Genomic DNA, 25,461 nt, shown 5'->3' on the forward strand with positions numbered 1-25,461 from the left:
TCCTTCGTCATGATCGTGGCGAACGGCTGCGTCGACGGGGGCTGCGGCCGCAGGACGATGACAGCGTCCAGCGTCGATGTCCATGTGTTCTTGCTTGAGGAGACTTTGGATCACGGAGGGCTCGACGCCGGCGATGCGAACCCTCGCCCCCTGCGCACCGCCGACGTGGCCCGGCAAGCTGGCCGCTCTGTCCAGCAGGTGCGCAACCTCGAGCGCGACGGGGTACTCGAACCGACCGCGCGCACCCCGTCCGGCTATCGCACCTGGACCGAGGCCCACGCGCGCGCCGCGGCAACCTACGTAGCCCTCGCGTCCGCCGCCGGACACGATCATGCGAGACGTGCTCGCGCTCGTCGACGCGGCACACGCCCGCCTACACACCGAGACGTCGAACTGGCAAGGGGAGCCGCAGCCGCGATCGGCGCCGAACCGTTCGACGACATCCGCCCCGACGACGCCATGACCATCTCGGAACTGGCTGCCGCGCTGGCGGTGCCCACCTCGACGTAGCTGCGAACGCCAGGGCCTGCTAACCCCCGGCGGGCCGCCCGCGGACGTGTTCGCGTCTACGCCCCGCGGACGTGCGCGATGCGCGAGTCGTGCACCAGCTGCGCCTCGCCGGGTACCGCATCCCGCCCCTGAACGCCTCCACGCACGAGACGTGAACATCAACGCGCGTTCGCGAGCCCTGCTGTAATCCGCGGCGGGACTCCTGGCGCTGACATCTTCCGCCACGCCTGTGGTCTCCGCCGCTGACAGCGCGCCGTAACCGGGCCGCAGGCCCACGCTGACGCGGCCGGGCTGATCACCTGGGACGTCAGCCACGCCGCCGGCGCCCGCCGCGACGATGACCTGCAGCGCAAGCCGCCGGGCGGGGTCGAACAGGATCCCGCCGGCCATGCCCTCGTGACCGCGCGAACCGCCGGCACCTGCGTCACCGTGGGATCAAGGCCTAGATTCGACGGGTGTCGCAGACGCACCAGCTGTTTATCGACGGAGATCGACTGACCAAGCGCTACGTGTCGTGGTCGCGCGGCGAACACCTCCGGGAGTGGGCCGTGCCGCACCGGGTACGCGCCCAACATCCCGACCTGGTGCCCTAGCCGATCGAAGCCGACTTGGATGCCGATCCGCCCACCGTCAGCATGGCCTTGCTACCCGGCACCCCACTGACCGACGACCTGGACACCGATCAGCAAGCCGCGTTGGCCGCGTCGCTGCGCCAATTCTGGTCAGTACCGTGCCCCGACCTACCCGCCCGCCGAGATGCACGCGCTGATGACCAAGCGCATGGCCGGCCTGGACCTGCCGGGCCCGGCGCGCGAGGCCGCCCGCGCCGCCCGGTCCTTCCTGGCTGGCCTTCGCCTCGGCCCCGCCGGCAACACCGTGCTGGGCCACGCCGACCCGAACCTCGCCAACTACCTGTGGGACGGGCGGCGGATCCGGATCGTCGACTTCGAAGACGCCGGACGGTCCGACCGCGAGTTTGAGCTGGCCGACCTGGTCGAACACCTCTCGGCCCGTCACGCTGACTGGACCGAGTTCCTCACCATGTTCGACCTCGACGGCGACCGACTACTCAACGCGCGCCGGCTCTACGCCATCTTCTGGCTACACACGCTCCGCCCCGGCGGCCCCGCCGAACACCGCAACCCACCCGGCACCCTCGACCAGCGAGGAACCCGGCGAACGACCAGGCCAGGAAAAGGCCGTCTACAAAGACCGGCCCGCACATCCAAGAAATTGCAGAATCTGCCTCGGCCTGGCGTTCCGATTTACACCTCAAGCGTAACCCGCTCGACCTAATCGATCTCCGGGTCGAACACGCAGAGCGACCGTCAGAAACCCAGTGTCATCGGCCGCGCTCGGCTGCGCGCACGGACTCCATGTACGCCAAGGCCGCCGCTCGCAGCGCCGTCTCCGCGTCCTCCGACGAAGCAGCCACGTCCGCGAACAGCCGGCCGCCCAGGGAAGTGGGCGGTGGCAGGGGAACGTCCAGGTTCGCGCGGGCGACGCGCTGCAGGAGCTTCGCGGCCAGAGCCAGCGCCGGCTGCGACAACGCGACGCCGTCCACGACCGAGCCCCGGGCCTTCTCCGCCTTCTTGATCTGCTCCCAGTTCGCGATGATCTCGTCGATGCCGCCCACCTCCGTGTCGGCGAACACGTGCGGGTTGCGCCGGATCAGTTTGGCTACCAGGTCGCCGGCCACGTCGTCGATCGTGAAGTCCGACGTCTCCTCGGCCAGGCGGGCGTGCAGCACCACTTGCAGGAGCACATCGCCGAGCTCCTCGCGCACGGCGGGCGCATCCCCGGAAGCGATGGCGTCGAAGAGTTCGTACGACTCCTCCAGCAGGAACGGCGCCAGGCTTTCGTGCGTCTGGGCCCGCTTCCAGGCGTCGCCGTGGGTCGGGTGCATCAGGCGATCCATCACGGTCACCACGTCGAGGAGGCGTGCGCCCGGGGGATCCCACGAGCCGTACACGAGCTCCAGGGCGGCCAGACCGGGTTCGCGGGCCAGGCGGAGGCCCAGCTCCCGGGCCAGGTCCTCGTCGCCGTCCGGCGCGGCCAGCCACACCACGGTGCCGTGGGCGGACACGGCGGTCAGCAAGGTGTCGACGAAGGCGGACGTCAGCACGGACACCGAGGCGCCCGCGGCCACCAGGGCGTCGGACTGCGGGGTCGCGGCGGCGGTGAACACGGGGTGCGCGCGCACCAGGTCCCAGGCCTCGGCGGTCAGGACGCCCGCCGGCAGTCGGGGGGACGTCACCAGCAGGACCACGCTGCCCGACACCGCCGTCAGCCCTCCTCCGAAAGCATGTCCTTCTCGGAGGGGAACCCTACGTCAAGGTGCTTGCCCTCGAAGACCACGGGCATGACCACCGGGCCGTACCGCGGGTTCACCGACACGTTCGCCGCGTCCAGGGCGCCGGCCAGCCGCCGCTGGGCCGAGAACAGCGGGCCCAGGTTGATCTGGGTCTTGAAGTGGTGCGTGGCCTCGTCGTAGTCGACGTCCGCGTCCGCCCCGCCGGCCTCCCAGAGCCGGTCGGCCTCCTCGTCGGTGAGCGGCCGCGCCTGCTCGGCCGCGGCCACGGACTGCAGGCCGCTCAGGTACTCCGTCCACAGCACCACATACGGGTCCGACGGCGACATCCCGAAGGTCTTCGCGATCGTGTCGACCGGCGCCGTCCGCGCGCTCAGGCCGCGCTCGGCGATGACGCGCTTGCCGAGGTCGGCGAGCACGATCAGCGACACGACCTCGGTGCCGTTGGTGCGCACGAGCGGCGGCGGCAGGGTGCCCGGGTTCTTTGCGTGGGCCTCGGCGAAGGCGGCGATGCGCCGGTCGGCCTCGTCGTTGACGCTCTTCACGATCGCGTCGACCGAGGCCGCGGAGACCTGGCGCTCGCCGACGTAGACGGCGACGTCCGGCTGGGAACGGCAGGCGGCCAGGGCGGAGCCGGCGGCCAGGGCCAGGGCGACCACGCCGGCGAGGCGACGAACACGCATAGTGCTGCAGCCTCTCACGCAGTGTTGGCCGTGGCCCGGAGCGACGCGGGTTCGCCCAGGACCGTTTTGAGCAGCTCGCCCGCCCAGTCCAGCAGCTGCGTGTCCCGCATCGGCTCGCCGCCGACCCGGCGCGTCGACGGCCGGGGCAGCGAGACCGTGTCGGCCGCGGCCTTGTAGACGGACTCCGGGTAGAGCCGCTTGAGCCGCATCTGCTTGGAGTCCGGCAGCGCGAGCGGCCCGAACCGCACGTGCTTGCCCTGCAGCGACACGTCCGTCAGCCCGTAGGAGCGGGCCAGGAACCGGAAGCGCGCGACGGCCAGGAGGTTCGCGACGGGCAGCGGGGGCTCGCCGTAGCGGTCCTTCATCTCCGCCACGATCTCGTCCAGCGCCGCGTCGTCCTTGGCCCCGGCGATCTTGCGGTAGATCTCCAGCCGGAGCCGCTCGGCCGCGATGTATTCCAGCGGCAGGTGCGCGTCGACCGGCAGGTCGATCTTGACGTCCGGCTCCTCCTCCTCGGGCCGCTCGCCCTTGAACTGCTGGACCGCCTCGCCGACCATCCGCACGTACAGGTCGAAGCCCACGCCCTCGATGTGCCCGGACTGCTCGCCGCCCAGCAGGTTGCCCGCGCCGCGGATCTCGAGGTCCTTCATCGCCACGTACATACCCGCGCCGAGCTCCGTGTGCTGCGCGATGGTCGCCAGCCGCTCGTGGGCGTGCTCGGTCAGCGGCTTGTCCGGCGGGTAGAGGAAGTAGGCGTAGGCCCGCTCGCGCCCGCGGCCCACGCGGCCGCGGATCTGGTGCAGCTGGGCGAGGCCGAGCAGGTCGGCGCGCTCGACGATCAGGGTGTTGGCGTTGGGGATGTCGATGCCGCTCTCCACGATCGTGGTGCAGACGAGGACGTCGTACTCCTTCTCCCAGAACCCCACCATGATCTTCTCGAGGGCCTCCTCGGTCATCTGGCCGTGCGCGACCGCGACCCGCGCCTCGGGCACCAGCTCCCGCAGCCGGCGCGCCGCCCGCTCGATCGACTCGACGCGGTTGTGCAGGTAGAAGACCTGCCCGTCGCGCAGCAGCTCGCGGTGGATGGACGCGGCCACCTGCTTGTCGTCCTGGGCGCCGACGAACGTGAGCACCGGGTGGCGCTCCTCCGGCGGGGTGGCGATCGTGGACATCTCGCGGATGCCGGTGATCGCCATCTCCAGGGTGCGCGGGATCGGGGTCGCCGACATGGTGAGCACGTCGACGGAGGCGCGCAGCTGCTTGAGGAACTCCTTGTGCTCCACGCCGAAGCGCTGCTCCTCGTCGACGATCACGAGGCCGAGCTGTTTGAACCGGGTCGCGGTCTGCAGCAGCCGGTGGGTGCCGATGACGATGTCGACGGTGCCGTCGGTGACCTTCTCCATCGTCAGCTTCGTCTCCGTCGGCGTCTGGAACCGCGACAGCTGCCGCACCTCGACCGGGAACTGCGAGACCCGCTCGGAGAACGTGTTGAAGTGCTGCTGGGCCAGCAGCGTCGTGGGGACGAGCACGGCGACCTGCTTGCCGTCCTGCACCGCCTTGAACGCCGCCCGCACCGCGATCTCGGTCTTGCCGTAGCCGACGTCGCCGCAGATCAGGCGGTCCATCGGCACCGACTTCTCCATGTCGCCCTTGACCTCTTCGATCGCGGCGAGCTGGTCGGGGGTCTCGTGGTAGGGGAAGGCGTCCTCGAGCTCGCGCTGCCACGGCGTGTCGGGGCCGAACGCGTGGCCCTGCGAGTTCTGCCGGACCGCGTAGAGCTGGATGAGCTGGGCGGCGATCTCCCGCACCGCCTTGCGCGCCCGCGACTTGGCCTTCTGCCACTCCGAGCCGCCCATCTTGTGCAGCGTGGGCGCCTCGCCGCCGACGTAGCGCGACAGCTGGTCGAGCTGGTCGGTGGGGACGAAGAGCCGGTCGCCGGGCTGGCCGCGCTTGGTCGCCGCGTATTCGATGACGAGGTATTCGCGGTCGGCCCCGTTGACCGTGCGCTGGACCATCTCCACGTAGCGGCCGATGCCGTGCTGCTCGTGCACCACGTAGTCCCCGGCGCGCAGCTCCAGCGGGTCGATCTGGTTGCGCCGGCGGCTGGGCATCTTGCGCATGTCCTTGGTGGACGCGCCCCGGCCGCCGGAGATGTCGGTGCCGGTGATGACCGCGAGCTTGGCGCCCTCGTCGAGGAACCCGAGCTCGAGCGAGCCGGTGGCGACCGTGACGAGGCCGGCGTCGGGCGCGGCCGGGATCGCCTCGGCGAAGGAGACGCCGAGGTCGGAGCCGCGCAGCACCTCGGCGGCGCGCTGGGCCGGCCCGGTGCCCTCGAACACGAGCGCGACCCGCCACCCGTCGCCGGTGAGGCGCTTGAGGTCGTCGACGACCCGGGCGGTCTCGCCGTGGTAGAGCGGCACGGCCTGCGCGGCCAGCGTGATCGAGACGGCGTCGTCCGAGACGGCGACCGCCGGGGCCGCGTCCTCCCAGGGCTCGGCGGGCAGCGCCGAATCGGGCGTCGCGGCGAACGGGCTCAGCGACCACCACGGCTGCCCCAGCGAGGCCGCCGCGGCCCGGACGTCGCCCAGGTGGCGGAAGGCCGCCGCGCCGAGGTCGATCGGCGCCTTGCCGCCCACGGCGGCCGCGGCCCAGCTGGCCTCCAGGAACTCGTCGCTCGTGCGCACCAGGTCGTGGGCCCGGGTGCGGATGCGCTCGGGGTCGCAGAGCAGCACGTGCGTGCCCTCGGGCATGCAGTGCAGCACGAGCTCGAGCGAGTCGGTGCCGCCGAGCAGCGCCGGCGCGAGGGACTCCATGCCCTCGACCGGGATGCCCCCGGCGAGCTTGTCGAGCATCTCCGCGAGCTGCGGGTGGTCGGTGGACAGGGCCCGGGCGCGGTCGCGGACCTCGTCGGTGAGCAGCAGCTCCCGGCAGGGCGGGGCGAACAGCCGCTCGACCTTCTCGATGGTGCGCTGGTCGGCGACGGCGAACGAGCGGATCTCCTCGACCTCGTCGCCCCAGAACTCGACCCGCAGCGGGTGCTCCTCGGTCGGCGGGAAGACGTCGAGGATGCCGCCGCGCACCGCGAACTCGCCCCGCTTGGTGACGAGGTCGACGCGGGCGTAGGCCAGCTCGGCCAGTCGCACCGTGAGCGCGTCGAGGTCGGCCGAGCCGCCCGGGCGCAGTTCGATCGGCTCCAGGTCACCCAGGCCCTTGAGCTGCGGCTGGAGCACCGAGCGGACCGGTGCCACGACGACCCGGGGCCGGGGCGCCTCGGCGGTCGGGTGGGCCAGGCGGCGCAGCACCGACAGCCGCCGCCCGACGGTGTCGGAGCGGGGGGAGAGGCGCTCGTGCGGCAGCGTCTCCCACGACGGGTAGACCGCGACCGTGTCCGGCTCCAGCAGGCAGGTCAGCGCCGCGGCCAGGTCCTCGGCCTCGCGCCCGGTGGCCGTGACGGCCAGGACGGGGCGCTCACCGGCGACGGCGGCCGCGACGAAGGCGCGCAGGGCGGGCGGCCCGGTCAGGTCGACCTGGTCGCTGTGCCCGGCGCGGGCGAGGTCACGCGCGCGGGCGAGGGCCGGATCGGCGAGGACGGCGTCGGTGAGACCGGCGAGCTTCATGGCGTTTTGCACCCAATCTGCACGGCAAACAGCCCCGCGCCGAGATTCGGGCGGGGGTGGTCGATGCGGGTTCAACCCTATCCGGAGGGTATGACAGAAACCGAGACATGGCTCACCGGAACGGCACGGGCCGACGACGGAGCCGATACGATGCCGAAGAAATCGGACAGCGCCGTCCCCGCCCCGAGTCGCCTGAAGCCGACCGCAACTTGGAGGGGACACATGTCCGACGACGCCGCTGACGCCGCCCTGCGGGCGGACATCCGCCGGCTCGGCTCGCTGCTCGGCCAGAGCCTGGTCCGCCAGGACGGCCAGCAGCTGCTCGACCTCGTCGAGGAAGTGCGCGCGCTGGTGCGCACCGACCCGGAGGCGGCCGCCGAGCGGCTGCACGGGCTCGACGTGGTGACGGGCACGCAGCTGGCGCGGGCCTTCTCGACCTACTTCCACCTCGCCAACATCACCGAGCAGGTCCACCGCGCGCGCGAGCTGCGCCGGATCCGCGTCCGCGAGGGCGGCTGGCTCGAGCGCGCCGCGAAGCTCATCGCGGACCGCGGCGTGGGCGTGCGCGAGATCGGCCAGATCGCCTCGAAGCTGGCCGTGCGCCCGGTCTTCACCGCGCACCCGACCGAGGCCTCCCGCCGCTCGGTGCTGACCAAGCTGCGCGCCGTGGGCGACGAGCTCGACGCCGAGGCCGTGGCGACCGCGCTGGACGGCTCGCTGGAGCCGGACAAGACCCGCACCGCGCGCACCGACCGGCGCCTGGCCGAGGTGCTCGACCTGCTGTGGCAGACCGACGAGCTGCGCCTGGAGCGCCCGGAGCCCAGCGACGAGGCCCGCAACGCGGTCTACTACCTCGCCGACCTGGCCGAGGGCGCGGCCCCGCAGGTGCTCGACGACCTCTACGAGACGCTGCGCGATCTCGGCGTACAGCTGCCGCCGACCGCCCGCCCGCTGAGCTTCGGCTCGTGGATCGGCGGCGACCGCGACGGCAACCCGTTCGTCACCCCGGCGGTCACCCGGGACGTGCTGCTGATCCAGCACGAGTACGGCATCCGCATGGCGGAGGGCGTCGTCGACACGCTCATCGACGAGATCTCGGTCTCCAAGCGCCTGCGCGGCGTCTCGCTGGACCTCTCGGCGAGCCTCGCGGCCGACCTCGACAACCTCCCGGAGCTGCCGGCCCGCTACCGCCGGGTCAACATGGAGGAGTCGTACCGGCTCAAGCTGCGCTGCATCCGCCTGAAGCTCGGCCAGACCCGCCAGCGCCTGGCCACGGGCACGCCGCACAAGCCGGGCCGCGACTACCTCGGCACCGCCGAGCTCATCGCCGACCTCGAGCTCATGCGCGCGTCCCTGGCCCGCAACGGCGGCCAGCTCGCCGCGACCGGCAAGCTGGCCTCGGCGATCCGCACCCTGTCGGCGTTCGGCCTGCAGCTGGCCACGCTGGACGTGCGCGAGCACGCCGACGCCCACCACGAGGTGCTGGCCCAGCTGTACCGCCGCGTCGGCGAGGTCGACTACAACGCCCTGTCCCGCGACTCCCGCCGCCAGCTGCTCATCGACGAGCTCAACGGCCGCCGCCCGCTGGCCACCCGCGACACCGGGCTGTCGGACTCGGCGCGCAAGACGTTCGACGTGTTCGCCGCGATCCGCGAGGTGCAGGAGCGCTTCGGGCCGGAGGTCGTGGAGACGTACATCATCTCGATGACCCAGGGCATCGACGACGTGCTCGCGGCCGTGGTCCTGGCCCGCGAGTGGGGCCTGGTCGAGGTGAGCGCGGGGGCCGGCTTCGGCGGCGCCTCGATCGAGTCGGCCCGGGCCCGGGTGGGCTTCGCCCCGCTGCTGGAGCAGGCCCGCGAGCTCGAGATGGCCGGCGAGATGCTGGACGAGCTGCTGTCGATCCCGGTGTACCGCGCGATCGTGCGCGCCCGCGGTGACGTGCAGGAGGTCATGCTCGGGTACTCCGACTCGAACAAGGACGCCGGCATCACCACGTCGCAGTGGATGATCCACAAGGCCCAGCGCCAGCTGCGCGACGTCGCGGCCCGGCACGGGGTGCGGCTGCGGCTGTTCCACGGCCGGGGCGGCACCGTCGGGCGCGGCGGCGGCCCGACCCACGAGGCGATCCTGGCCCAGCCGTGGGGCACGCTGGACGGCGCGATCAAGGTGACCGAGCAGGGCGAGGTGATCTCGGACAAGTACACCCTGCCCGCCCTGGCCCGCGAGAACCTCGAGCTGACGCTGGCCGCGGTGCTGCAGAGCGCGCTGCTGCACACCGAGCCCCGCCAGCCCGCCGAGTCGCTGGCCCGCTGGGACTCGGCGATGGAGACCGTGTCCTCCGCGGCCTTCGCCAACTACCGGGCGCTGGTGGAGAACCCGGACCTGCCGGCGTACTTCTGGGCGGCCACCCCGACCGAGTTGCTCGGCGCGCTGAACATCGGCTCGCGGCCGGCCAAGCGCCCCAACGCCGACGCGGGCCTGTCGGGCCTGCGGGCGATCCCGTGGGTGTTCGGCTGGACGCAGTCGCGGCAGATCGTGCCGGGCTGGTTCGGCGTGGGCAGCGGTCTCAAGGCGGCGCGCGAGGCCGGCCTCGGCGACGTGCTGCGCGAGATGCACGAGAAGTGGCACTTCTTCGCGACGTTCCTGTCCAACGTGGAGATGATGCTGGTCAAGACCGACCTGGAGATCGCGTCGCGGTACGTCGACACGCTCGTGCCGGCCCCGCTGCGCCCGATCTTCGAGGTGATCAGCGCGGAGTACGAGCAGACGGTCGCCGAGGTGCTGGCGATCACCGGCGAGACGGCCCTGCTCGACCGCCAGCCGGTGCTGCAGCGCACGCTCGGGGTCCGCGACAGCTACCTCGAGCCGCTGCACCACCTGCAGGTCACGCTGCTGGGGCAGTACCGCGACAGCAAGTCGGCCGACGCCAGTGCCTGGCCCGGCGGCCGGCGCTCGTCGCCGGACCCGGCCCTGGAGCGCGCGCTGCTGACCACGATCAACGGCATCGCGGCCGGCATGCGCAACACCGGCTGAGCCCCGGGACCGTTCCTATGGCAGGCTTGCGAGGTGTCTGTGAACGGTTGGGGTGTCGAGGGTTTCACGTTGCCGGATGACGTCCTGCGGGACGCCCCGACCTATACCCCCAAACCGTCCGAACTCGCGGACCTGGAGCTGCTCGTGTCGGGGGCGTATGCGCCCCTGACCGGGTTTCTCGGCTCGGCCGACCTGATCGCGCTGCGGCGCACCGGCCGGCTGGCCGACGGCACCGCCTGGCCGGTGCCGGTCACGCTCGAACTGCCCCGCACCCTCGCGGAGCAGTTCGACGTGACCGACCCGGCGCGGCGGGTGCTGATCCTCGCCGATCTGGAGGGCGCCCCGGTCGCGGCCCTGGACGTGCAGGAGGTCTACCCGGCCCGCAAGACCACGGCCGGCGTGGCCGGCCGGGTCCGGCGGCTCGGCGACGGCGGCCACGGGGCGTTCCGGCGGATGCGGCGCACCCCGGCGGAGGTCAGGGGCTCCCTGCCGCCCGGGCGAATCCTCGGGGTCATCGCCGACCGGCCGCTGCACCGCCCGCAGCTGGCCCAGATCGCGCGCGCGGCCCGCACGCTGGCCGCGCACCTCGTGGTCCTCGTCCCGGTCGACGGCCCCGGCCCGGACGGCCTGGCCCCGGAGGCCCTGGTCCGCTGCGTGCTGGCCGCCCGCGACCGCATGCCGGCCTCGACGATCGTGGCCCTGCCGCTGCCCAACCACGACGGCGACGACATCCGCGACGCGATGCTGCGCACGCGGGTCGCCGCGTCCTACGGTGTGACCCACCTGCTGGCCTCGAGCGAGTCGATGCTCTCCGGCGGCGGCCTGCGCGTGCTGGTCCCGCGCGAGCTCGCCTACGACGGCCGCGACGGCCAGTGGCGCTCCCTGGACGACATCCCGCCGCGGCACCGCCGCCTGCCGCTCACCTTCGCCGAGATCGACGACTTCCTCGACCGGGGCACGATCCTGCCGGAGTGGCACACCCCGCCGGCCGTCGCCCGCGAGCTGGTCCGCGCCCGCCCGCCCCGCCGCCAGCGCGGCCTGGTCGTCTTCTTCACCGGCCTGTCGGGCAGCGGCAAGTCCACGATGGCCACCGGCCTCGCGGACGTGCTGCTGGAGACCGGGGAGCGGACGATCACCCTGCTCGACGGCGACATCGTGCGCCGGCACCTGTCGGCGGGCCTGGGCTTCTCGGCCGAGGACCGCGACACGAACATCCGCCGCATCGGCTGGGTGGCCGCCGAGACGGCCCGGCACGGGGGCGTGGCCATCTGCTGCCCGATCGCCCCCTACCGCGACGCCCGGGCCGCGGCCCGGCAGTTCGCGCACAACGCGGGCGCCGACTTCGTGCTGGTGCACGTGGCGACGCCGCTGGCCGAGTGCGAGCGGCGGGACCGCAAGGGGCTGTATGCGAAGGCGCGGGCGGGCCTCATCAAGGGCATGACGGGCATCGACGACCCGTATGAGGATCCGCTGGACGCCGAGCTGACGATCGACACGACCGACCTGTCCCAGGGCGAGGCGGTCACGACGGTCCTGCGCTACCTGGGCAGCAACGGCTGGCTGGACCCTAGGCCCATTCCATAAGCCAAGAACGTTCATTGCTCGGGTCCGTGTCACCGGCGGACCGTTGCTCCCGCCAGAAATCCCGGCCTCCGCGGTGACAAGAGCAGGCTCGGCGCGTTGGACTCAGTAGCGAGCACGGGTGAACTCGCGCGGACACGGACCAATCGGCCATTACGAACATAGCGGTCACGGCGTTAAGGGCTGGAGAACCTGACGCCGAAGGGGCCGCCGTTCAATGGACGCCACACGCCTGCACAACGCCGAAGCCGCAACCGACTCCTCCGGCGTCGATCTGCTCGGCATGGCCCGGCGCCATTGGTGGCTGGTGCTGGTGCTCGTGCTGGTCGGCCTGGCCGGCGCCGTGCAGTTCACCTCGATGCAGACCAAGATCTACGAGTCTTCGACGTCGGTCCTCGTCTCGCCGATCGGCAACGGGCAGGACGCGAACTCGACCAGCGGCCGCACCAAGGGCGACATCAACCTCGACAACGAGGCCCAGCTCGTCGCCAGCACCACGGTCGCCACCGACGCCGCCGCGCTCATGCGCTCCAGCACCCCGCCCGACACGCTCGCGGCGAGCGTGCGCGTCGAGGTCCCGCCGAACACGACCTTCCTGGTGATCACCTTCTCGGCGAGCACCGCCGAGCAGGCCCAGGCCGGCTCGCACGCGTTCGCCGAGGCCTACCTGCGCAACCGCGAGGAGTCCGCCAAGGCCGACGTCGCCGGCCGCATCGCGATCCTCAACGACAAGATCAACCAGCTCAACACCGGGCTGACCCAGATCAACAACAAGCTCGCCACGCTCAAGCCGTCGGACCCCAACCGGCCCAACCTCGAGAGCCAGCGCAGCACCGCCACCGCGCAGATCAACACCCTCGCCGGCCAGCTCAACCAGCTGCTCACCACGACCGTGAGCGCCGGCAAGATCACCCGCGACGCCGACCTGCCCAGCTCCCCGGTCAAGCCCAACCGCCTGCTCAACCTGGCCAGCGGCGCGGCCGCCGGCCTGCTGCTCGGCGTCGGCGCGGCCATGCTCCGCGAGCGGCTCGACCAGCGCGTCCGCCGCGCCTCCGACCTGCCCCGCCGCGTCGACGTCGCCGTGCTCGCCAGCGTCCCGGGCCGGGTCAAGCCGCGCCTCGACGACGTGTTCGCGCCCTTCGGGGCCGGCGGGCGCATCTTCAACCGGCTGCGCAACGAGGTCCTCGCGAGCATCCCGGCCCCGGCCGGCGGCGACGCCCGCGTCGCGCTCGCGGGCCAGGTCGTGGTCGTCGCCGGGGCGAGCCGGGGCGCCGCCTCGACCGTGGTCGCGGCCAACCTCGCCGCCGCGTTCGCCCGCACCGGCGCCGAGACCGTGCTCGTCTGCGCCCACCTCCCCGACAGCATGGTCGACACCACCTCGGTGAACCGGATGCTCGGCGTGCGCGCGGTGCCCGGCCTCTCCGACGTGCTCGCCGGCCGCTTCTCGCTCAGCAGCGCCACCCAGCGCGCCCCGCGGCACCCGAACCTCAGCGTCGTGACGACCGGCGGCACCGCCAGCGCCGGCGGGCTGCTGCAGTCGCAGGCGCTGCGGGACACCCTGGCCACGCTGCGGGAACGGGCCGCCTACGTCGTGGTCGAGGCCCCGTCCACCGCCACCAGCGCCGACGCGCAGAGCCTGGCCGCCCTCGCCGACGCGGCCATCGTCGCGGTCGAGGTGCGCCGCACCCGCAACACCGAGATCGCCGACGCCGCCGACCAGCTGCGCCGGGTCGGCACCCCGCTGCTCGGCGCCGTGGTGCTGCCCAAGCTCGCCGCCCCGCGCGGCGGCGACGAGCGCGACACCGCCGCGGTCACGCCCACCATGGCCGACGACATGACCACGGTGCTGGAGAAGCTCCCGGCCAAGGAGGAGAAGGAGGACCCGGTGGTGGCCAAGCGCATCCGCACGGCCCCGGCCGCGGCCCCGTCGTCCCCGGCCCCCGCGACCCCCGCGCCGCCCACCGTGAACAAGGCCAAGACGGTCCCGCCGACACGGCAGACCCGCACCATCTCGGTCACCCGCATCCCGGCCGAGGCCCCCAGCGAGAACGGTGCCGACAAGCGCCGATGACGACCCTGACGAGCCACCCCTCCGCCGAAGCCGGCCTCGGCGCGCCGTCCCGGCCCCGCAAACCGGTCCACCGGCTCGCCGCCTGGCCCGTGACCGGGATCCTCCTGCTGTACCCCCTGTGGTGGGCCCTGGGCCTCGGCGTCCTCATCTTCTTCCTCGCCGCGGTGCCGATGGCGTGGTCGCTGATCCGCCACCGCGCGGCCGGCCACGTGGTGAAGCTGCCGCCCGGGTTCCTGCTGTGGCTGCTGTTCCTGGCCACCGTCGGCTTCGGGCTGTTCACCCTCGGCGCCGACCCCGCCGGGACCGTCCCCGGCACGTGGTCGAGCCGCTCGGTGTCCTACGCCTTCCGCCTCGGCGGCTACGGCGCGCTCACCGTGCTGCTGATCTACGCCGGCAACCTCGAGCGCCGGGTGCTCACGCAGGAGCGCTTCGTGCGCCTGCTCGCCTGGCTGTTCGCGGTCACGGTGGCCGGCGGCGTGCTCGGCATGGCCGCGCCCCGCTTCGAGTTCACCGCGCCGTTCGAGCTGCTGCTGCCCGCGCACGTGCGCCACGACGGGTTCGTGCAGTCGCTGGTGCACCCGACCGCGGCCCAGATCATGAACCTGCTCGGCGGGGAGACGCCGCGGCCGGGGGCGCCGTGGGGGTACACCAACACCTGGGGCAACAACGTGTGCCTGCTGGCGGGCTGGCTCGCGGTGGCGGGCTTCTGCCTGGCCCGCCGCCGGCACACCAAGTTCGCCGCGGCCGCGACGCTGCTCATCGCCGTCGTGCCGATCGTGTACTCGCTCAACCGCGGCCTGTGGATCGGCCTCGGCGTGATGGCCGTCTACGTGGCCGTGCGGCTCGCGCTCAAGGGCCGCGTGGCCGCGCTCGGCCTCGTCGCGGTCGTCACCGTCGGCCTCGCCGTGGCGCTCGCGGTCACCCCGCTCGGCGACGTGGTCAACGCGCGCGTCGACGACGGCAAGTCCAACGGCGTGCGGATGTACACCACCCAGAAGGCCCTCACCGGCATGTGGGAGTCGCCGCTGATCGGCTTCGGCTCGACCCGCAGCACCATCGGCGGGCGCAACTCGATCGCGGTGGGCGAGAGCAGCAGCTGCGCGCGCTGCGGCAACTTCACCATCGGCGGCAACGGCCAGCTGTGGCAGCTGCTCTACGCGCACGGGCTGCTCGGCACGTTGTCGTACATCGGCTTCTTCCTGGCCGGCCTGTGGCGGTTCCGGCGCGACGCGAGCCCGATCGGCCTCGCCGGCAGCGCCGCGCTCGTGTCCGGCTTCGCGGCGATGCTCTGGTACAACGCCCTGGTCACCCCGCTGGCCCTGACGTTCCTCGCGTACGCCGTCTTGTGGCGCAACCAGCAGAAGGGTTTCAGCGAGCGATGAGTCCGATGAAGACCGCGCCGGCCGCACTGCGGGCCGACGACGAACAGCTGCGCGCCCAGTACATCGAGGAGGTCCTGGGCCTGCTGTACCCCGGCAACGGCGAGCGGCCGGTCGAGTACCTCGTGATCCCCAACGCGCGCAAGCCGCGCCTGCTGGTGCCGGCCGACGATCGGCGGGTGGCCGCCGCGGCCGTGCGCCGCTACGCGGAGCCGCAGTCGCGCCTGGCCCGGCTCAAGCGCGACGCCGTCGTGGCCGCCCTGCGCACCGGCCTGTCCGGGCTGCTGCTGCGCGACCGGCTGACGCTGAGCCCGGCCGAGGACACCATCGACACCTACCTCGGCCGGCACCTCGGCGACGGCCTGCGCCTGAGCGTCCACATCGGACCCGCGCGGGCCAACCGCAAGCCGGTGCTGCAGCTGCTCGACGGCGACGGGCGCACCCTCGCCTTCGCCAAGCTCGGCACCTCGGCGCTGACCCGCGAGCTGGTGCGGGCCGAGGCCGCCGCGCTGAGCACTGTCGGCGCGGCCGGCCTGACCCAGACCCGCGTGCCGGACGCGCTGCACGCCGGGCAATGGGGCGAGCACGAGGTGCTCGTGCAGTCCGCGCTGCCGGTGTGGCAGCCGCGGGTGGCGCTGACCGCGCCGCGGCTCGCGGGCGCCATGCTCGAGGTGGCGCGCTGCTGCGGTACGAGCCACGGCCGCCTCGACGGCAGCGGCTACTGGAACCGGCTGCGCGCGCGGCTCGACGCCGTCGCCGACCACGCCGAGGGCGCCGCCCTGCGCACGGCCGCGGAGCGCGTCGCGCGCGCCGCCGGCGACGTGGAGCTGCACTTCGGCTCGTGGCACGGGGACTGGTCGCCGTGGAACATGGCCGCCGTCGCCGACGGGGTTCTGGTCTGGGACTGGGAGCGGTTCACCCCGGGCGTGCCGATCGGCTACGACGGGCTGCACCACGCCCTCCAGCTCGGCATCGGCCGCTCGCCCTCGGCGGGACAGGCCGTCAACGAGCTCGTCGCGGCCGCGCCCGACCTGCTGCTGCCCTTCGGTGTGGTGCACCGCCAGGCGGTCGAGGTGACCGCGCTGCTGTACCTCATCGACCTGGCCACCCGGTACGTCACCGACCGGCAGGCGGAGGCCGGCGCCCGGCTGGGCGTGCTCGGCAGCTGGCTGCTGCCCGTCCTCGTCGCGCGAGTGGAGGCGCTGTAACCATGCCCGTGCAGGTACCCGAGACGATGAAGCGCATCGTCCACTTCGGATCCCGCAACTACGGCCAGCTCACCGCCGGGCGGCGGATGCTGCCGCAGTTCCTCATCTGCGGCGGGCAGCGCTGCGGCACCACCTCGCTCTACCGGGCGCTGGCCGCGCACCCCGCGGTCATCAAGGCGGTGCTGCACAAGGGCGTGCACTACTTCGACGTCGGCTACCACAACGGCCTGCGCTGGTACCGCGGCCACTTCCCGCTGCAGCGGCGGGCCGAGCGGGTGCGGGCCGAGTTCGGCGTGCCCGCGCAGACCTTCGAGTCCAGCCCGTACTACATGTACCACCCGCACGCGCTCACCCGGATCGCCGCCGACCTGCCCGGCGTGCGCCTCGTCGTGCTCGTGCGCGACCCGGTCGAGCGGGCCTACTCGCAGCACGCCCACGAGGTCGCCCGCGGCTTCGAGCCCGAGGTCGAGTTCGGCCGCGCGCTCGAGCTGGAGGAGGAGCGGCTGGCCGGCGAGCGCGAGAAGCTGCTGCAAGACCCGTTCGCCTACAGCTTCGCCCACCAGCACCACGCCTACCGGGCCCGCGGCGAGTACATCGAGTACCTCGAGCCGATGGCCCGCCTGCTCGGCCGCGACCGCATCCACGTGGTGGACAGCGGCGAGTTCTTCACCCGGCCCGAGCCCGTCTACGACGCCGTCGTGGACTTCCTCGACCTGCCGCACGTGAACACCTACCCGAAGTTCGAGCGGCACAACGCCCGCCCGCGCAACCGCCTCGACGACTCGATCGCCCAGCGGCTGGCCGAGCACTACGCGCCCTACGACGAGCGGCTGGCGAACTTCCTCGGGTACAAACCCTCCTGGATGACATCGTGACGGCAACGCTGGAGCGGCCGGCCTTAGAGTCGCCCGGCGGGATGCTGCGCGGTGCCGCCCGCGGCGGGATCGCCAACCTGGCCGGCACCGCCTGCACCGGGCTGGCCGGGGTCGGGGTCACCTGGCTGGCCGCCCGGGCCCTCGACCCGCACGCGGCAGGCGCGTTCTTCGCCGCCACGGCCACCTTCGGCCTCGGCGTGACCTTCGCCAAGCTCGGCGTGCAGACGTCGCTGGTCTACTGGCCGGCCCGGATGCGCGCGGTCGGCGACCTGTCCCGCTTCGGCGAGTGCCTGCGCATCGCGCTGCTGCCGGTGGCGGTCGCCGCCGTGTGCATCGCGGGCGGGCTGTGGTTCGCGGCCGACCTGCTGCCGGGCCGGCCCGACCTGGTGCGGGCGCTGGCGCTGTTCCTGCCCGCGGCCGCGTTCACCGACGTGCTGCTGTCCACCACCCGCGGGCTGCGGGCCATGCGCCCCACGGTGCTGCTGGACCGGGTCATGCGCCCGGCCGCGCAGCTCGTGCTGCTGGTGCTGGTCTGGGCCGCGGGCTGGGGCGAGCAGCTGTTCGCCGCGTTCTGGGCGCTGCCGTACATCCCGACGGCGCTGCTGGCGGGGTACGCGCTCAAGCGCCTCCGGGTCCGGCTCGACCCGGACCGGAAGGAGACCTCGGACTTCACCCCGAAGCGGTTCTGGTACTTCACCGCCCCCCGCGCGGTGGCGAGCTTCGCCCAGATGGCCCTGCAGCGCGTCGACGTGCTCATGGTCGCGGCGCTGGCCGGGCTCGCCCCGGCCGCCATGTACGCCGTCGCCGGCCGGTTCGTCATCCTCGGCCAGTTCGTGAACCAGGGCGTGTCCCAGTCTGTGCAGCCGCGGCTCGCCGAGCGCCTGGCGGTCCGCGACACCGCGGGCGCCAACCTGCTCTACCGGCAGGCCACCGCGTGGGTGGTGCTGTGCTGCTGGCCCCTGTACCTGCTGGTGTTCACCTACGCCCCGCTGTACCTGAGCCTCTTCGGCGACCACTACGAGGACGGCGGCGTCGGGGTCGTGCGCGTGCTCGCCTCCGCGATGCTGGTCGCCACCGCCTGCGGCATGGTCGACGTGGTGCTGGCGATGGCCGGGCGCACCTGGTGGAACCTGGCCAACGTCGGGCTCGCCCTCGTCGTGATGCTCGCCGCCGACTCGCTGCTCATCCCCCGCAGCGGCGCGCTCGGCGCCTCCGTGGGCCTCGCGGCCGCGGTGCTCGTGAACAACCTGGTCCCGCTCGTGCAGGTGGTGCGCGGGCTCGGACTGCACCCCTTCGGCCGGGCCACGCTGCTCGCCGCCGCCATGGCGACCGCGTGCTTCGCGGTGCCGCAGCTCGCGCTGTGGCCGCTGCACCCCGGATTGATCGTGAAATTCGCCGCCACGGGGGCGGGTGCCGTCGCGTACTGCTACGCGGCGGTGCGCATGAAAAGGGTTCTGATGCAGGGGGAGCGATGAGAACGGACTACGCGGAGGTCTTCCAGTCGGAGGCGGCGGTCGACAAGTACGAGCGGGTGGTGTACGCGCCGGAGACCTACGCCACGGCGGTGAGCGGGCGCCAGCGCGCCTTCCTGCGCCGGCTGGTGCGGCGGGAGTTCACGGCGCGGCGACCCGTTCAGCACGACTTCGCCTGCGGCACCGGCCGGGCCATCAAGCTGCTGCACGGGGTGGTGCGGGCCGCGCACGGCTACGACACCTCGGAGCAGATGCTGACCAAGGCCCGGGAGGCGGGCGTCTACGCGAAGCTGCACCAGGTGAGCGAGGAGGGGCCGCTGCCGGAGCCGGCGACGGTCGACGGGCCGGCCCTGGTGACCGTGTTCCGGCTGCTGCTCAACGCCCCGAGGGACGTGCGCGACCGGGCGATCGCGTTCGCCGCCCGGATCCTGCCCGAGGCCGACTCGGGGCTGCTGGTGGTGGAGAACCACGGCAACCGCTCGTCGCTGCGCCACCTGCGCCACCGGCGGCACCGCGGCAACGCCTGGTTCGCCGAGCTGCAGCACGGAGAGGTCGAGCAGCTGCTGGCCCGCCACGGCTTCGAGGTCATCGACCGGCGCGGCTTCGCGGTGTTCCCGGCCGGCGCGTACCGCCGCGAGTGGCTGCGCCCGATGGCCCGCAGGGCCGACGACCTCGCCACCCGCTCGCGCAGTCTCTCCGGGGTGGCCACGGACGTTCTCTATGTAGCCAGGCGCATTCCGAAGTAGGAGAGCCCCTTTGAAGCGGATCGTCGTTACCGTCGCCGTGGTGGCCGTGACCGTCGCGGTCGCCGCGGGGATCACCCTGACGGTGCTCAACCACGGGAGCCGGCCGCATCCGCCGTCGGCGGCCCCCTCGTCCACAGTGGACACGGGGCCGCCGGCCATCGCCACGTCGGAGGGGCCGTTCCAGGCCGGGCCCGTCGGGCCGCCGAAGCAGGGCTCCTACCTCGGCGCCTGGGTGCGGCCCGGCAGCCTGACCGAGTCCGGCCGGGTGACCGCGATGACGGCCTGGGAGAAGTCGCTCGGGCGCAAGATGGCGATCGTCAACACCTACCGCCGCTTCGACGAGGACTTCAACACCGCCTCCGACCGGCAGTTCGCGGCCCGCGGCAGCACGCTGATGCTGTCGTGGGCCGGCGGCGACACCCGGCTCATCACCATGGGCCGCTACGACGACCTCATCCGCCAGCGGGCCCGGGAGCTCAAGGCGTTCGGCCATCCGGTGCTGCTGCGCTACCGCTGGGAGATGGACCGCCCGAACCTGCGTGCGCAGATGTGGTCGGGCGCGGACTACATCGCGGCGTGGAAGTACGTGCGCAACATCTTCACCCAGGAGGGCGCGACGAACGCCTCGTGGGTGTGGTGCCCGACGGCCGAGGGCTTCCAGGGCGGCTACGCGGCGGACTTCTACCCCGGCGACGACCAGGTCGACTGGACTTGCGTGGACGTGTACGCCGGCACGAAGTACGGCACCATCGGCGCGCTCATGCGCCCCTTCCTCGAGTTCTGCGCGCGGCACCCGAGCAAGCCGGTGATGGTCGGCGAGTTCGGCATCGCCCGCAGCTGGGGCTCCGAGCAGCGGGCGTCGTGGCTGCGCGACGCCTCGGCCACGTTCAAGGCCAACCCGCAGATCCGCGCGGTGCTGTACTTCGAGTCCGACCCCACCGACAACAAGGGGCCGACGAACCAGTTCATGGTCTCGGACGACCCCGGCGTGCTGGACGCGTTCCGCTCCTCGCTCGCGCAGGACACGTACTACAAGCCGATGACGAGCTCGCGGCCCTGACGCTCGGCCGCGGCCAGCACCGGAATCCAGCGCCCGGCGTCGAAGACGTTGCCGCCGATCGCCTCCGTCGCGGGGTCGTCGGGCTCGATGAGGGTGAACGCCGGGTCGAGCGCCTCGCGCTGCAGCAGCGGCATGCGGGGCGCGAGCACGTAGACCTTGTCGTAGCCGGCGGCCAGGTCGGCGTTGGTCCGCGACCGCACCCCGCCGTCCATGAAGTGCGAGCCGTTGACGGGGATCGGCGGGAAGATGCACGGCACCGCGCAGCTGGCGGTGACGGCGGGCACCAGCGGTACACCCGAATCGGCATCCCAGGCGACGGGCTCTCCGGTGGCGGTGTCCACCGCGGTCACCGTCAGCCGGTCCGGCCAGCCCTCGATCGGCAGCCGGCGCCCGAACGCGGCCAGCCACGGATCCGGCGCGCCGACCTCGGCCTCGAGCGCGATCGCGCCGATCCGCCGGCGCATCTCGGCCGGCTCCAGCGAGCCGTCCTGCAGCAGTTGGAAGGCGAGCGCCCCGCGGTTCCAGTCGGCGCGGATCGGCGGGTCGCCGGGGCCGAGCGGGGCCTCGATCGCGGCGGCGGTGCGCGGGTCGCCGAACGCGGCGATCAGCGCGCCGGTCATCGCGCCGGCGGAGGTGCCCAGGATCAGATCGGCGCGGGCGAGGTCGATGCCCCGGTCGTGCAGGCCGACGAGGATGCCGAGTTGCCAGGCGACGCCGGTGATGCCGCCGGCGCCGAGGACGAGCGCGGTGCGTTGCATCCATCCTGCTTAACACGCGCTGCTGAACGCCTCGCGGTCAGCAGGAGTCCGGCACCCACCAGCAACACGCCGAAGACCTTCGCCGGGCCCGGAACCTCGTGGTCGGCCACGGCCGCGGTACCCAGGGCGAACACCGGCACCAGGGCCAGGAAGACGCCCGCGCGGTCGACGCCGAGCCCGGCCACGCCCGTGTACCAGCACACGAACGCCACCACGGTCAGCACCAGCCCGAGGAACGCGAGGGCGGCCGCCTCGGACGGGTGCGGCAGGCGCGGCCGCTCGCCGGTCAGGGGCAGGAGCAGGAGCAGCATCGGTACGGCCAGAGCCGTGCTCCAGGCCGAGACGCGCACGGGTCCGAGCCGGGGCAGCAGCGGCGCGGCGAGCAGCGAGAAAGCGGCCTCGCAGGCCAGCACGCCACCGGCCGCGACGAGCCCCGCGGTGTCGTGCGCGCCGAAGCCGGAGACCAGCGCCGCGCCGGCGACGACCACCGCGGCCGCGCCGAGCAGCCGCGGGGCCGGGCGGCGGCCCTCCGACAGCGGTCCGAGCAGGGCCAGCAGCAGCGGGCTCACGCCGACGATGGTGGCGATGACGGCCGGGTCCGCGTGCTTGAGGGAGTACAGGAGCAGGATGTTGAACGCGACCAGCCCGGTCGCGGCCACCAGCCCGAGGCGCACCAGCTCTCGCCCGGTCGGGTGAATCCGGGCGGGTTCGCGCCGGACGAGCGCGAAGAGCGCGACGGCGGCCAGCGCGTAGCGAAGGGCCTGGCCGGACAGGATCGGATAGGCGACGATCGAGCGGCTCACGACGAACGAGCCGCCGAGAATCGCGCAGGTCAGCGCGCAGTACGCGGAGTGGCGCCGGTTCATACGCACGAACTTACGAGCGCCAGTGGTACCCGCTACAGTGCCACTGAGGGACCGTTTTGAAGGGCCACTTTTTGTCGGTATGGGAGGCGTTGGTCGAGCTCGACCGCACCCGCCCACGGGTCGGCGAGCAGCTCGTCGGCGCCCTGCGCGAGGCGATCACGCGGGGCCGCCTCGCCCCCGGCACCCGGCTGCCCTCGACCCGCGACCTCGCCGCCGACCTGGGCGTGTCCCGCGGCCTGGTGGTCGGCGCCTACGAGCAGCTGGCCGCCGAGGGCCGCCTGGTCAGCCGGCGCGGCTCCGGCACCGTGGTGGCCGAGGTGGTCGCGGCCGTGCCCCGCCGCCGCGCCGACGTCGTCGAGCGGCGCGCCGCGGTCGCCCCGCTGCGCCCGGGCGTGCCGGACCTGGGCGCCTTCCCGCGCACGGCCTGGCGCCGCGCCTACGAGACCGCCCTGACCAGCGCGCTCGACGCGGACTTCGACTACGCCGACGCGACCGGCGTGCCGCGGCTGCGGGCCGAGCTCGCGGGCTACCTCGGCCGCGTCCGGGCGGCCCTCGTGCCCGCCGACGGGCTGATCGTCACCGCCGGCGTCACGCAGGGCCTGGCGCTGCTGGCCCGGGTGCTGCTGGCCCGCGGGGTCAAGCGGATCGCGCTGGAGGACCCGGGCCCGGCCGCGCTGCGCGAGCACCTGGCCCGGCTCGGCCTCGACGTGCTCGCCGTGCCCGTGGACGCCGACGGCCTCGACGTCGCCGCCCTGGCCCGCACCCGCGTCCGCGCGGTGGTGCTGACCCCGGCCCACCAGTTCCCGACCGGCGTCGTCCTCGCCCCCGGCCGGCGGGCCGACGTGATCGCCTGGGCGCGCCGCCTGGACGGGCTCGTGGTGGAGGACGACTACGACGCCGAGTACCGCTACGACCGCGAGCCCGTGGCCTGCCTGCAGGGCCTGGCCCCGGACCGGGTGGCCCTCGTCGGCTCGGTGAGCAAGGTCCTCGCGCCCGGCCTGCGGCTGGGCTGGCTGGCCGCGCCGGCGCAGTGGCTGCCCGACCTGGTCGCGGCCAAGCACGACGCCGACAACGGCGGCCCGGCCCTGCAGCAGCTCGCCTTCGCCGAGTTCCTGGCCGGCGGCGGCTACGACCGGCACCTGCGCCGCGCCCGCCGCCTGCACCGCGAGCGCCGCGACGCCGTGGTCGCGGCCGTGCGCCGGCACCTGCCGCGCGCCCGCATCGGCGGCATCGCGGCGGGCCTGCACCTGGTCGTGGAGCTGCCGCCGGGCGTCGACGACCGCGCCCTGGCCGAACGCGCGGCCGAGGCCGGTCTGGGCCCGCTGGCGCTGTCGACGCTGCGGGTGCGCAAGGGCGGGCCGGGCGGGCTGGTCCTGGGCTACGCCGCGCACACGCCGCACGAGCTGACGGCCGCGGTGCGCAAACTCGCCACGCTCATGTGAGCCGTCACCTTCGGTGCCGGCCGGTGTCGCGTGCCGCGGTCGCCCGCGCGCTCGCCCCCGGATGATGTGCGTGATCCGCCGCGCCCGGACCAGCGTCTGGCGCGTCGGGGCCGCCTCGGGGCGCGCGCGGGGCGGTGCACCGGATACGGTCGGGGCATGTCCCAGCACTTTGTTCCGTTGGCCGAGCACATCGCGGACGCGTTGCTCGAGTGTGCGCCCGGGCTGGCCGCCGGCGCCGGGGATCACCGCTTCGACAACCGGCTGCCCGACTACTCCGCCGAGGGTGTGGCCGGCGACGTCGACATGCTGCGCGACGCCTCCGCCGCGCTGAGCCAGATCGACGTCGACGAGCTCGACCCGCAGGACCAGGTCGACCACGCGGTGCTGCTGGCCCGGGTGGAGCGGATGCTGTTCGAGCGCACCGAGATCCGCGAGCACGAGTGGAACCCGCTCGTGCACAACCCCGGCACCCTGCTGCACGGCCTGATCTCACGCCCCTTCGCCCCGGCCGAGCAGCGGCTGATGTCGCTCGCCGCGCGGCTGAGCGCGATCCCCGACGCCCTGGCCACCGCCCGCGAGGTGCTCGGCGAGTCGCCCCGCGTGCACGTGGAGACGGCGATCGGCCAGTTCGCGGGCACCGCCCGGCTGGTGCGCGAGGAGCTCGGCGAGCTGCTCAAGGAGGAGCCCGGCCTGGCCGAGGTGATCGCGCCGGCCCAGGAGCGCGCCGCGACCGAGCTGGACGCCTTCGCCGACTGGCTGCGCGGCCGCCTCGACTCGAGCGACCGCGACCCCCGCCTGGGCCGCCGGCTGTGGGAGGCGCGGCTCTGGCACACGCTGGACACCGAGCTGGGCGCCCGCACGGTGCTGGAGCGGGCCGAGGCCAACCTGGACCGGGTGACCGAGGAGCTGCGGGAGGCCGCGGCCGAGCTGACCGGCGACCGCGACATCCGCGCGGCACTGGCCCGGGCCGCGGCCGACGTGCCGGACAACGACACCATCGTCGAGCTGGCCAAGGTCTCCCTGGACGAGGCGACCGCCTTCGTGCGCGAGCACGACCTGATCACCCTCATCGACGACCCCCTGGTGATCATGGAGATGCCCGAGTTCGCGCGCGGCGTGGCCGTGGCCTACTGCGACCCGCCGGGCCTGCTGGAGCCGGCGGAGCTGCCGACGTTCTTCTGCATCTCCCCGACGCCGGCCGACTGGTCGAGCGAGCGGGTGGCGTCGTTCTACCGCGAGTACAACCGCCACATGCTGCGCGACCTGACCGTCCACGAGGCGACGCCGGGCCACTTCCTGCAGCTGGCCCACGCCCGCCGCTTCCGCGGCCGCACCCGCGCCCGGGCGATCGGCTGGAGCGGCCCGTTCGTGGAGGGCTGGGCGGTCTACGCCGAGGAGCTCATGGCCGAGCGGGGCTTCGGCGGCCTGCCGGTGCGCCTACAGCAGCTGAAGATGCAGCTGCGCATGAGCATCAATGCCATCATCGACCAGCGCGTGCACTGCGACGACATGACCGAGGCCGACGCCATGGCGCTGATGATGGAGCGCGGCTTCCAGGAGGAGGGTGAGGCGGCCGGCAAGTGGCGCCGCTCCCTGCTGAGCTCGACGCAGCTGTCGACGTATTTCGTGGGCTACACCGAGGTCCGGCAGATCGCCGATGAACGCCCGGCGAACGTCACCCTCCGCGACTGGCACGACCGGATGCTCGCGCACGGCTCGCCGCCCCCGCGCCACCTGCGCACGCTGCTGGATCTGTAACCCGAGCGGCGGGCGAGATCCCGCCGGGAGATAGGCTCAGGGGTGCCGCACCGTGGCGGCCGACCACAAATTTTTCGGCAAGGAGTGACAC

The 25,461-nt window shown here is 73.3% G+C and carries 18 protein-coding genes; 13 read left to right on the top strand and 5 right to left on the bottom strand.

What is annotated here, in order from left to right:
• The first annotated feature begins 9 nt into the window (after window positions 1–9).
• Both ABT369_RS13120 and ABT369_RS13130 read left to right on the top strand, forming a co-directional pair.
• Window positions 10–510: a MerR family transcriptional regulator gene (locus ABT369_RS13120; protein ID WP_350611965.1), complete on the top strand. Its 501-nt coding sequence runs from the start codon at window positions 10–12 to the stop codon at window positions 508–510.
• A 756-nt stretch (window positions 511–1,266) separates the two neighbouring features.
• Window positions 1,267–1,806, top strand: coding sequence for a phosphotransferase family protein (locus tag ABT369_RS13130; protein ID WP_350611966.1), 540 nt, complete (start codon window positions 1,267–1,269; stop codon window positions 1,804–1,806).
• Window positions 1,807–1,852: 46 nt separating this feature from the next.
• On the opposite strand, the gene ABT369_RS13135 is transcribed toward ABT369_RS13130, so the two are convergent.
• The 3 genes from ABT369_RS13135 to mfd are packed head-to-tail and all read right to left on the bottom strand — an operon-like array spanning window position 1,853 to window position 7,121.
• Window positions 1,853–2,791, bottom strand: coding sequence for a nucleoside triphosphate pyrophosphohydrolase (locus tag ABT369_RS13135; protein ID WP_350611967.1), 939 nt, complete (start codon window positions 2,789–2,791; stop codon window positions 1,853–1,855).
• A gap of 5 nt (window positions 2,792–2,796) precedes the next feature.
• Complete coding sequence (locus ABT369_RS13140; RefSeq protein ID WP_350611968.1) at window positions 2,797–3,504, bottom strand: hypothetical protein; 708 nt, start codon at window positions 3,502–3,504, stop codon at window positions 2,797–2,799.
• Between the two features lie 14 nt (window positions 3,505–3,518).
• Window positions 3,519–7,121, bottom strand: coding sequence for a transcription-repair coupling factor (gene mfd / locus ABT369_RS13145; RefSeq protein ID WP_350611969.1), 3,603 nt, complete (start codon window positions 7,119–7,121; stop codon window positions 3,519–3,521).
• 222 nt (window positions 7,122–7,343) lie between these two features.
• Between mfd and ppc the strand changes: the two genes are divergently transcribed.
• The 9 genes from ppc to ABT369_RS13190 all read left to right on the top strand — a co-directional run bounded on the left by ppc (window position 7,344) and on the right by ABT369_RS13190 (window position 20,546).
• On the top strand, window positions 7,344–10,154 hold the full coding sequence (gene ppc, locus ABT369_RS13150; protein WP_350611970.1) for a phosphoenolpyruvate carboxylase: 2,811 nt from the start codon (window positions 7,344–7,346) through the stop codon (window positions 10,152–10,154).
• Window positions 10,155–10,223: 69 nt separating this feature from the next.
• On the top strand, window positions 10,224–11,738 hold the full coding sequence (cysC, locus tag ABT369_RS13155) for an adenylyl-sulfate kinase (protein WP_350611971.1): 1,515 nt from the start codon (window positions 10,224–10,226) through the stop codon (window positions 11,736–11,738).
• A gap of 214 nt (window positions 11,739–11,952) precedes the next feature.
• On the top strand, window positions 11,953–13,806 hold the full coding sequence (locus ABT369_RS13160; protein ID WP_350611972.1) for a Wzz/FepE/Etk N-terminal domain-containing protein: 1,854 nt from the start codon (window positions 11,953–11,955) through the stop codon (window positions 13,804–13,806).
• Window positions 13,803–15,188, top strand: coding sequence for an O-antigen ligase family protein (locus ABT369_RS13165; protein WP_350611973.1), 1,386 nt, complete (start codon window positions 13,803–13,805; stop codon window positions 15,186–15,188). Before ABT369_RS13160 ends, ABT369_RS13165 begins: the two co-directional genes overlap by 4 nt.
• Window positions 15,185–16,393 (top strand): hypothetical protein, encoded by a 1,209-nt coding sequence (locus tag ABT369_RS13170; protein WP_350611974.1) that lies wholly within the window; start codon window positions 15,185–15,187, stop codon window positions 16,391–16,393. Before ABT369_RS13165 ends, ABT369_RS13170 begins: the two co-directional genes overlap by 4 nt.
• A gap of 2 nt (window positions 16,394–16,395) precedes the next feature.
• A complete protein-coding gene (locus ABT369_RS13175) occupies window positions 16,396–17,268 on the top strand; it encodes a sulfotransferase domain-containing protein (RefSeq protein ID WP_350611975.1) in 873 nt (290 codons plus the stop codon).
• Complete coding sequence (locus ABT369_RS13180; RefSeq protein WP_350611976.1) at window positions 17,265–18,743, top strand: lipopolysaccharide biosynthesis protein; 1,479 nt, start codon at window positions 17,265–17,267, stop codon at window positions 18,741–18,743. The genes ABT369_RS13175 and ABT369_RS13180 overlap by 4 nt, the downstream gene beginning before the upstream one ends.
• A complete protein-coding gene (locus ABT369_RS13185; RefSeq protein ID WP_350611977.1) occupies window positions 18,740–19,486 on the top strand; it encodes a methyltransferase domain-containing protein in 747 nt (248 codons plus the stop codon). The genes ABT369_RS13180 and ABT369_RS13185 overlap by 4 nt, the downstream gene beginning before the upstream one ends.
• Before the next feature lie 10 nt (window positions 19,487–19,496).
• Entirely contained in the window at window positions 19,497–20,546 is a 1,050-nt protein-coding gene (locus tag ABT369_RS13190) for a glycoside hydrolase family 26 protein (RefSeq protein ID WP_350611978.1), read from the top strand.
• On the opposite strand, the gene ABT369_RS13195 is transcribed toward ABT369_RS13190, so the two are convergent.
• Both ABT369_RS13195 and ABT369_RS13200 read right to left on the bottom strand, forming a co-directional pair.
• On the bottom strand, window positions 20,516–21,304 hold the full coding sequence (locus tag ABT369_RS13195; RefSeq protein WP_350611979.1) for a patatin-like phospholipase family protein: 789 nt from the start codon (window positions 21,302–21,304) through the stop codon (window positions 20,516–20,518). The genes ABT369_RS13190 and ABT369_RS13195 overlap by 31 nt on opposite strands.
• Window positions 21,190–22,170: an EamA family transporter gene (locus ABT369_RS13200; protein WP_350611980.1), complete on the bottom strand. Its 981-nt coding sequence runs from the start codon at window positions 22,168–22,170 to the stop codon at window positions 21,190–21,192. Before ABT369_RS13200 ends, ABT369_RS13195 begins: the two co-directional genes overlap by 115 nt.
• A 71-nt stretch (window positions 22,171–22,241) precedes the next feature.
• Here ABT369_RS13200 and pdxR point away from each other — a divergent pair, with 71 nt between their 5' ends.
• Window positions 22,242–23,612 carry a MocR-like pyridoxine biosynthesis transcription factor PdxR gene (gene pdxR / locus ABT369_RS13205; RefSeq protein ID WP_350611981.1) on the top strand — a complete coding sequence of 457 codons (1,371 nt, stop codon included), beginning with the start codon at window positions 22,242–22,244 and terminating at the stop codon, window positions 23,610–23,612.
• Between the two features lie 156 nt (window positions 23,613–23,768).
• The gene (locus ABT369_RS13210; protein ID WP_350611982.1) at window positions 23,769–25,370 is read left to right on the top strand and encodes a DUF885 domain-containing protein; all 1,602 of its coding nucleotides are present in this window, start codon (window positions 23,769–23,771) and stop codon (window positions 25,368–25,370) included.
• Window positions 25,371–25,461: the final 91 nt, after the last annotated feature.

This window comes from Dactylosporangium sp. NPDC000244 (genome assembly GCF_040300725.1).
In the GTDB taxonomy this organism is placed as follows: Bacteria; Actinomycetota; Actinomycetes; order Mycobacteriales; family Micromonosporaceae; genus Dactylosporangium.

What these genes read in the sequence shown, in the direction of transcription:
- ABT369_RS13195 (WP_350611979.1), bottom strand. Translation starts at nt 21,304, where the DNA reads ATGCAACGCACCGCGCTCGTCCTCGGCGCCGGCGGCATCACCGGCGTC.
- ABT369_RS13175 (WP_350611975.1), top strand. Translation starts at nt 16,396, where the DNA reads ATGCCCGTGCAGGTACCCGAGACGATGAAGCGCATCGTCCACTTCGGA.
- ABT369_RS13200 (WP_350611980.1), bottom strand. Translation starts at nt 22,170, where the DNA reads ATGAACCGGCGCCACTCCGCGTACTGCGCGCTGACCTGCGCGATTCTC.
- ABT369_RS13130 (WP_350611966.1), top strand. Translation starts at nt 1,267, where the DNA reads ATGCACGCGCTGATGACCAAGCGCATGGCCGGCCTGGACCTGCCGGGC.
- ppc (WP_350611970.1), top strand. Translation starts at nt 7,344, where the DNA reads ATGTCCGACGACGCCGCTGACGCCGCCCTGCGGGCGGACATCCGCCGG.
- ABT369_RS13210 (WP_350611982.1), top strand. Translation starts at nt 23,769, where the DNA reads ATGTCCCAGCACTTTGTTCCGTTGGCCGAGCACATCGCGGACGCGTTG.
- ABT369_RS13120 (WP_350611965.1), top strand. Translation starts at nt 10, where the DNA reads ATGATCGTGGCGAACGGCTGCGTCGACGGGGGCTGCGGCCGCAGGACG.
- ABT369_RS13165 (WP_350611973.1), top strand. Translation starts at nt 13,803, where the DNA reads ATGACGACCCTGACGAGCCACCCCTCCGCCGAAGCCGGCCTCGGCGCG.
- ABT369_RS13170 (WP_350611974.1), top strand. Translation starts at nt 15,185, where the DNA reads ATGAGTCCGATGAAGACCGCGCCGGCCGCACTGCGGGCCGACGACGAA.
- ABT369_RS13160 (WP_350611972.1), top strand. Translation starts at nt 11,953, where the DNA reads ATGGACGCCACACGCCTGCACAACGCCGAAGCCGCAACCGACTCCTCC.
- ABT369_RS13140 (WP_350611968.1), bottom strand. Translation starts at nt 3,504, where the DNA reads ATGCGTGTTCGTCGCCTCGCCGGCGTGGTCGCCCTGGCCCTGGCCGCC.
- ABT369_RS13185 (WP_350611977.1), top strand. Translation starts at nt 18,740, where the DNA reads ATGAGAACGGACTACGCGGAGGTCTTCCAGTCGGAGGCGGCGGTCGAC.
- mfd (WP_350611969.1), bottom strand. Translation starts at nt 7,121, where the DNA reads ATGAAGCTCGCCGGTCTCACCGACGCCGTCCTCGCCGATCCGGCCCTC.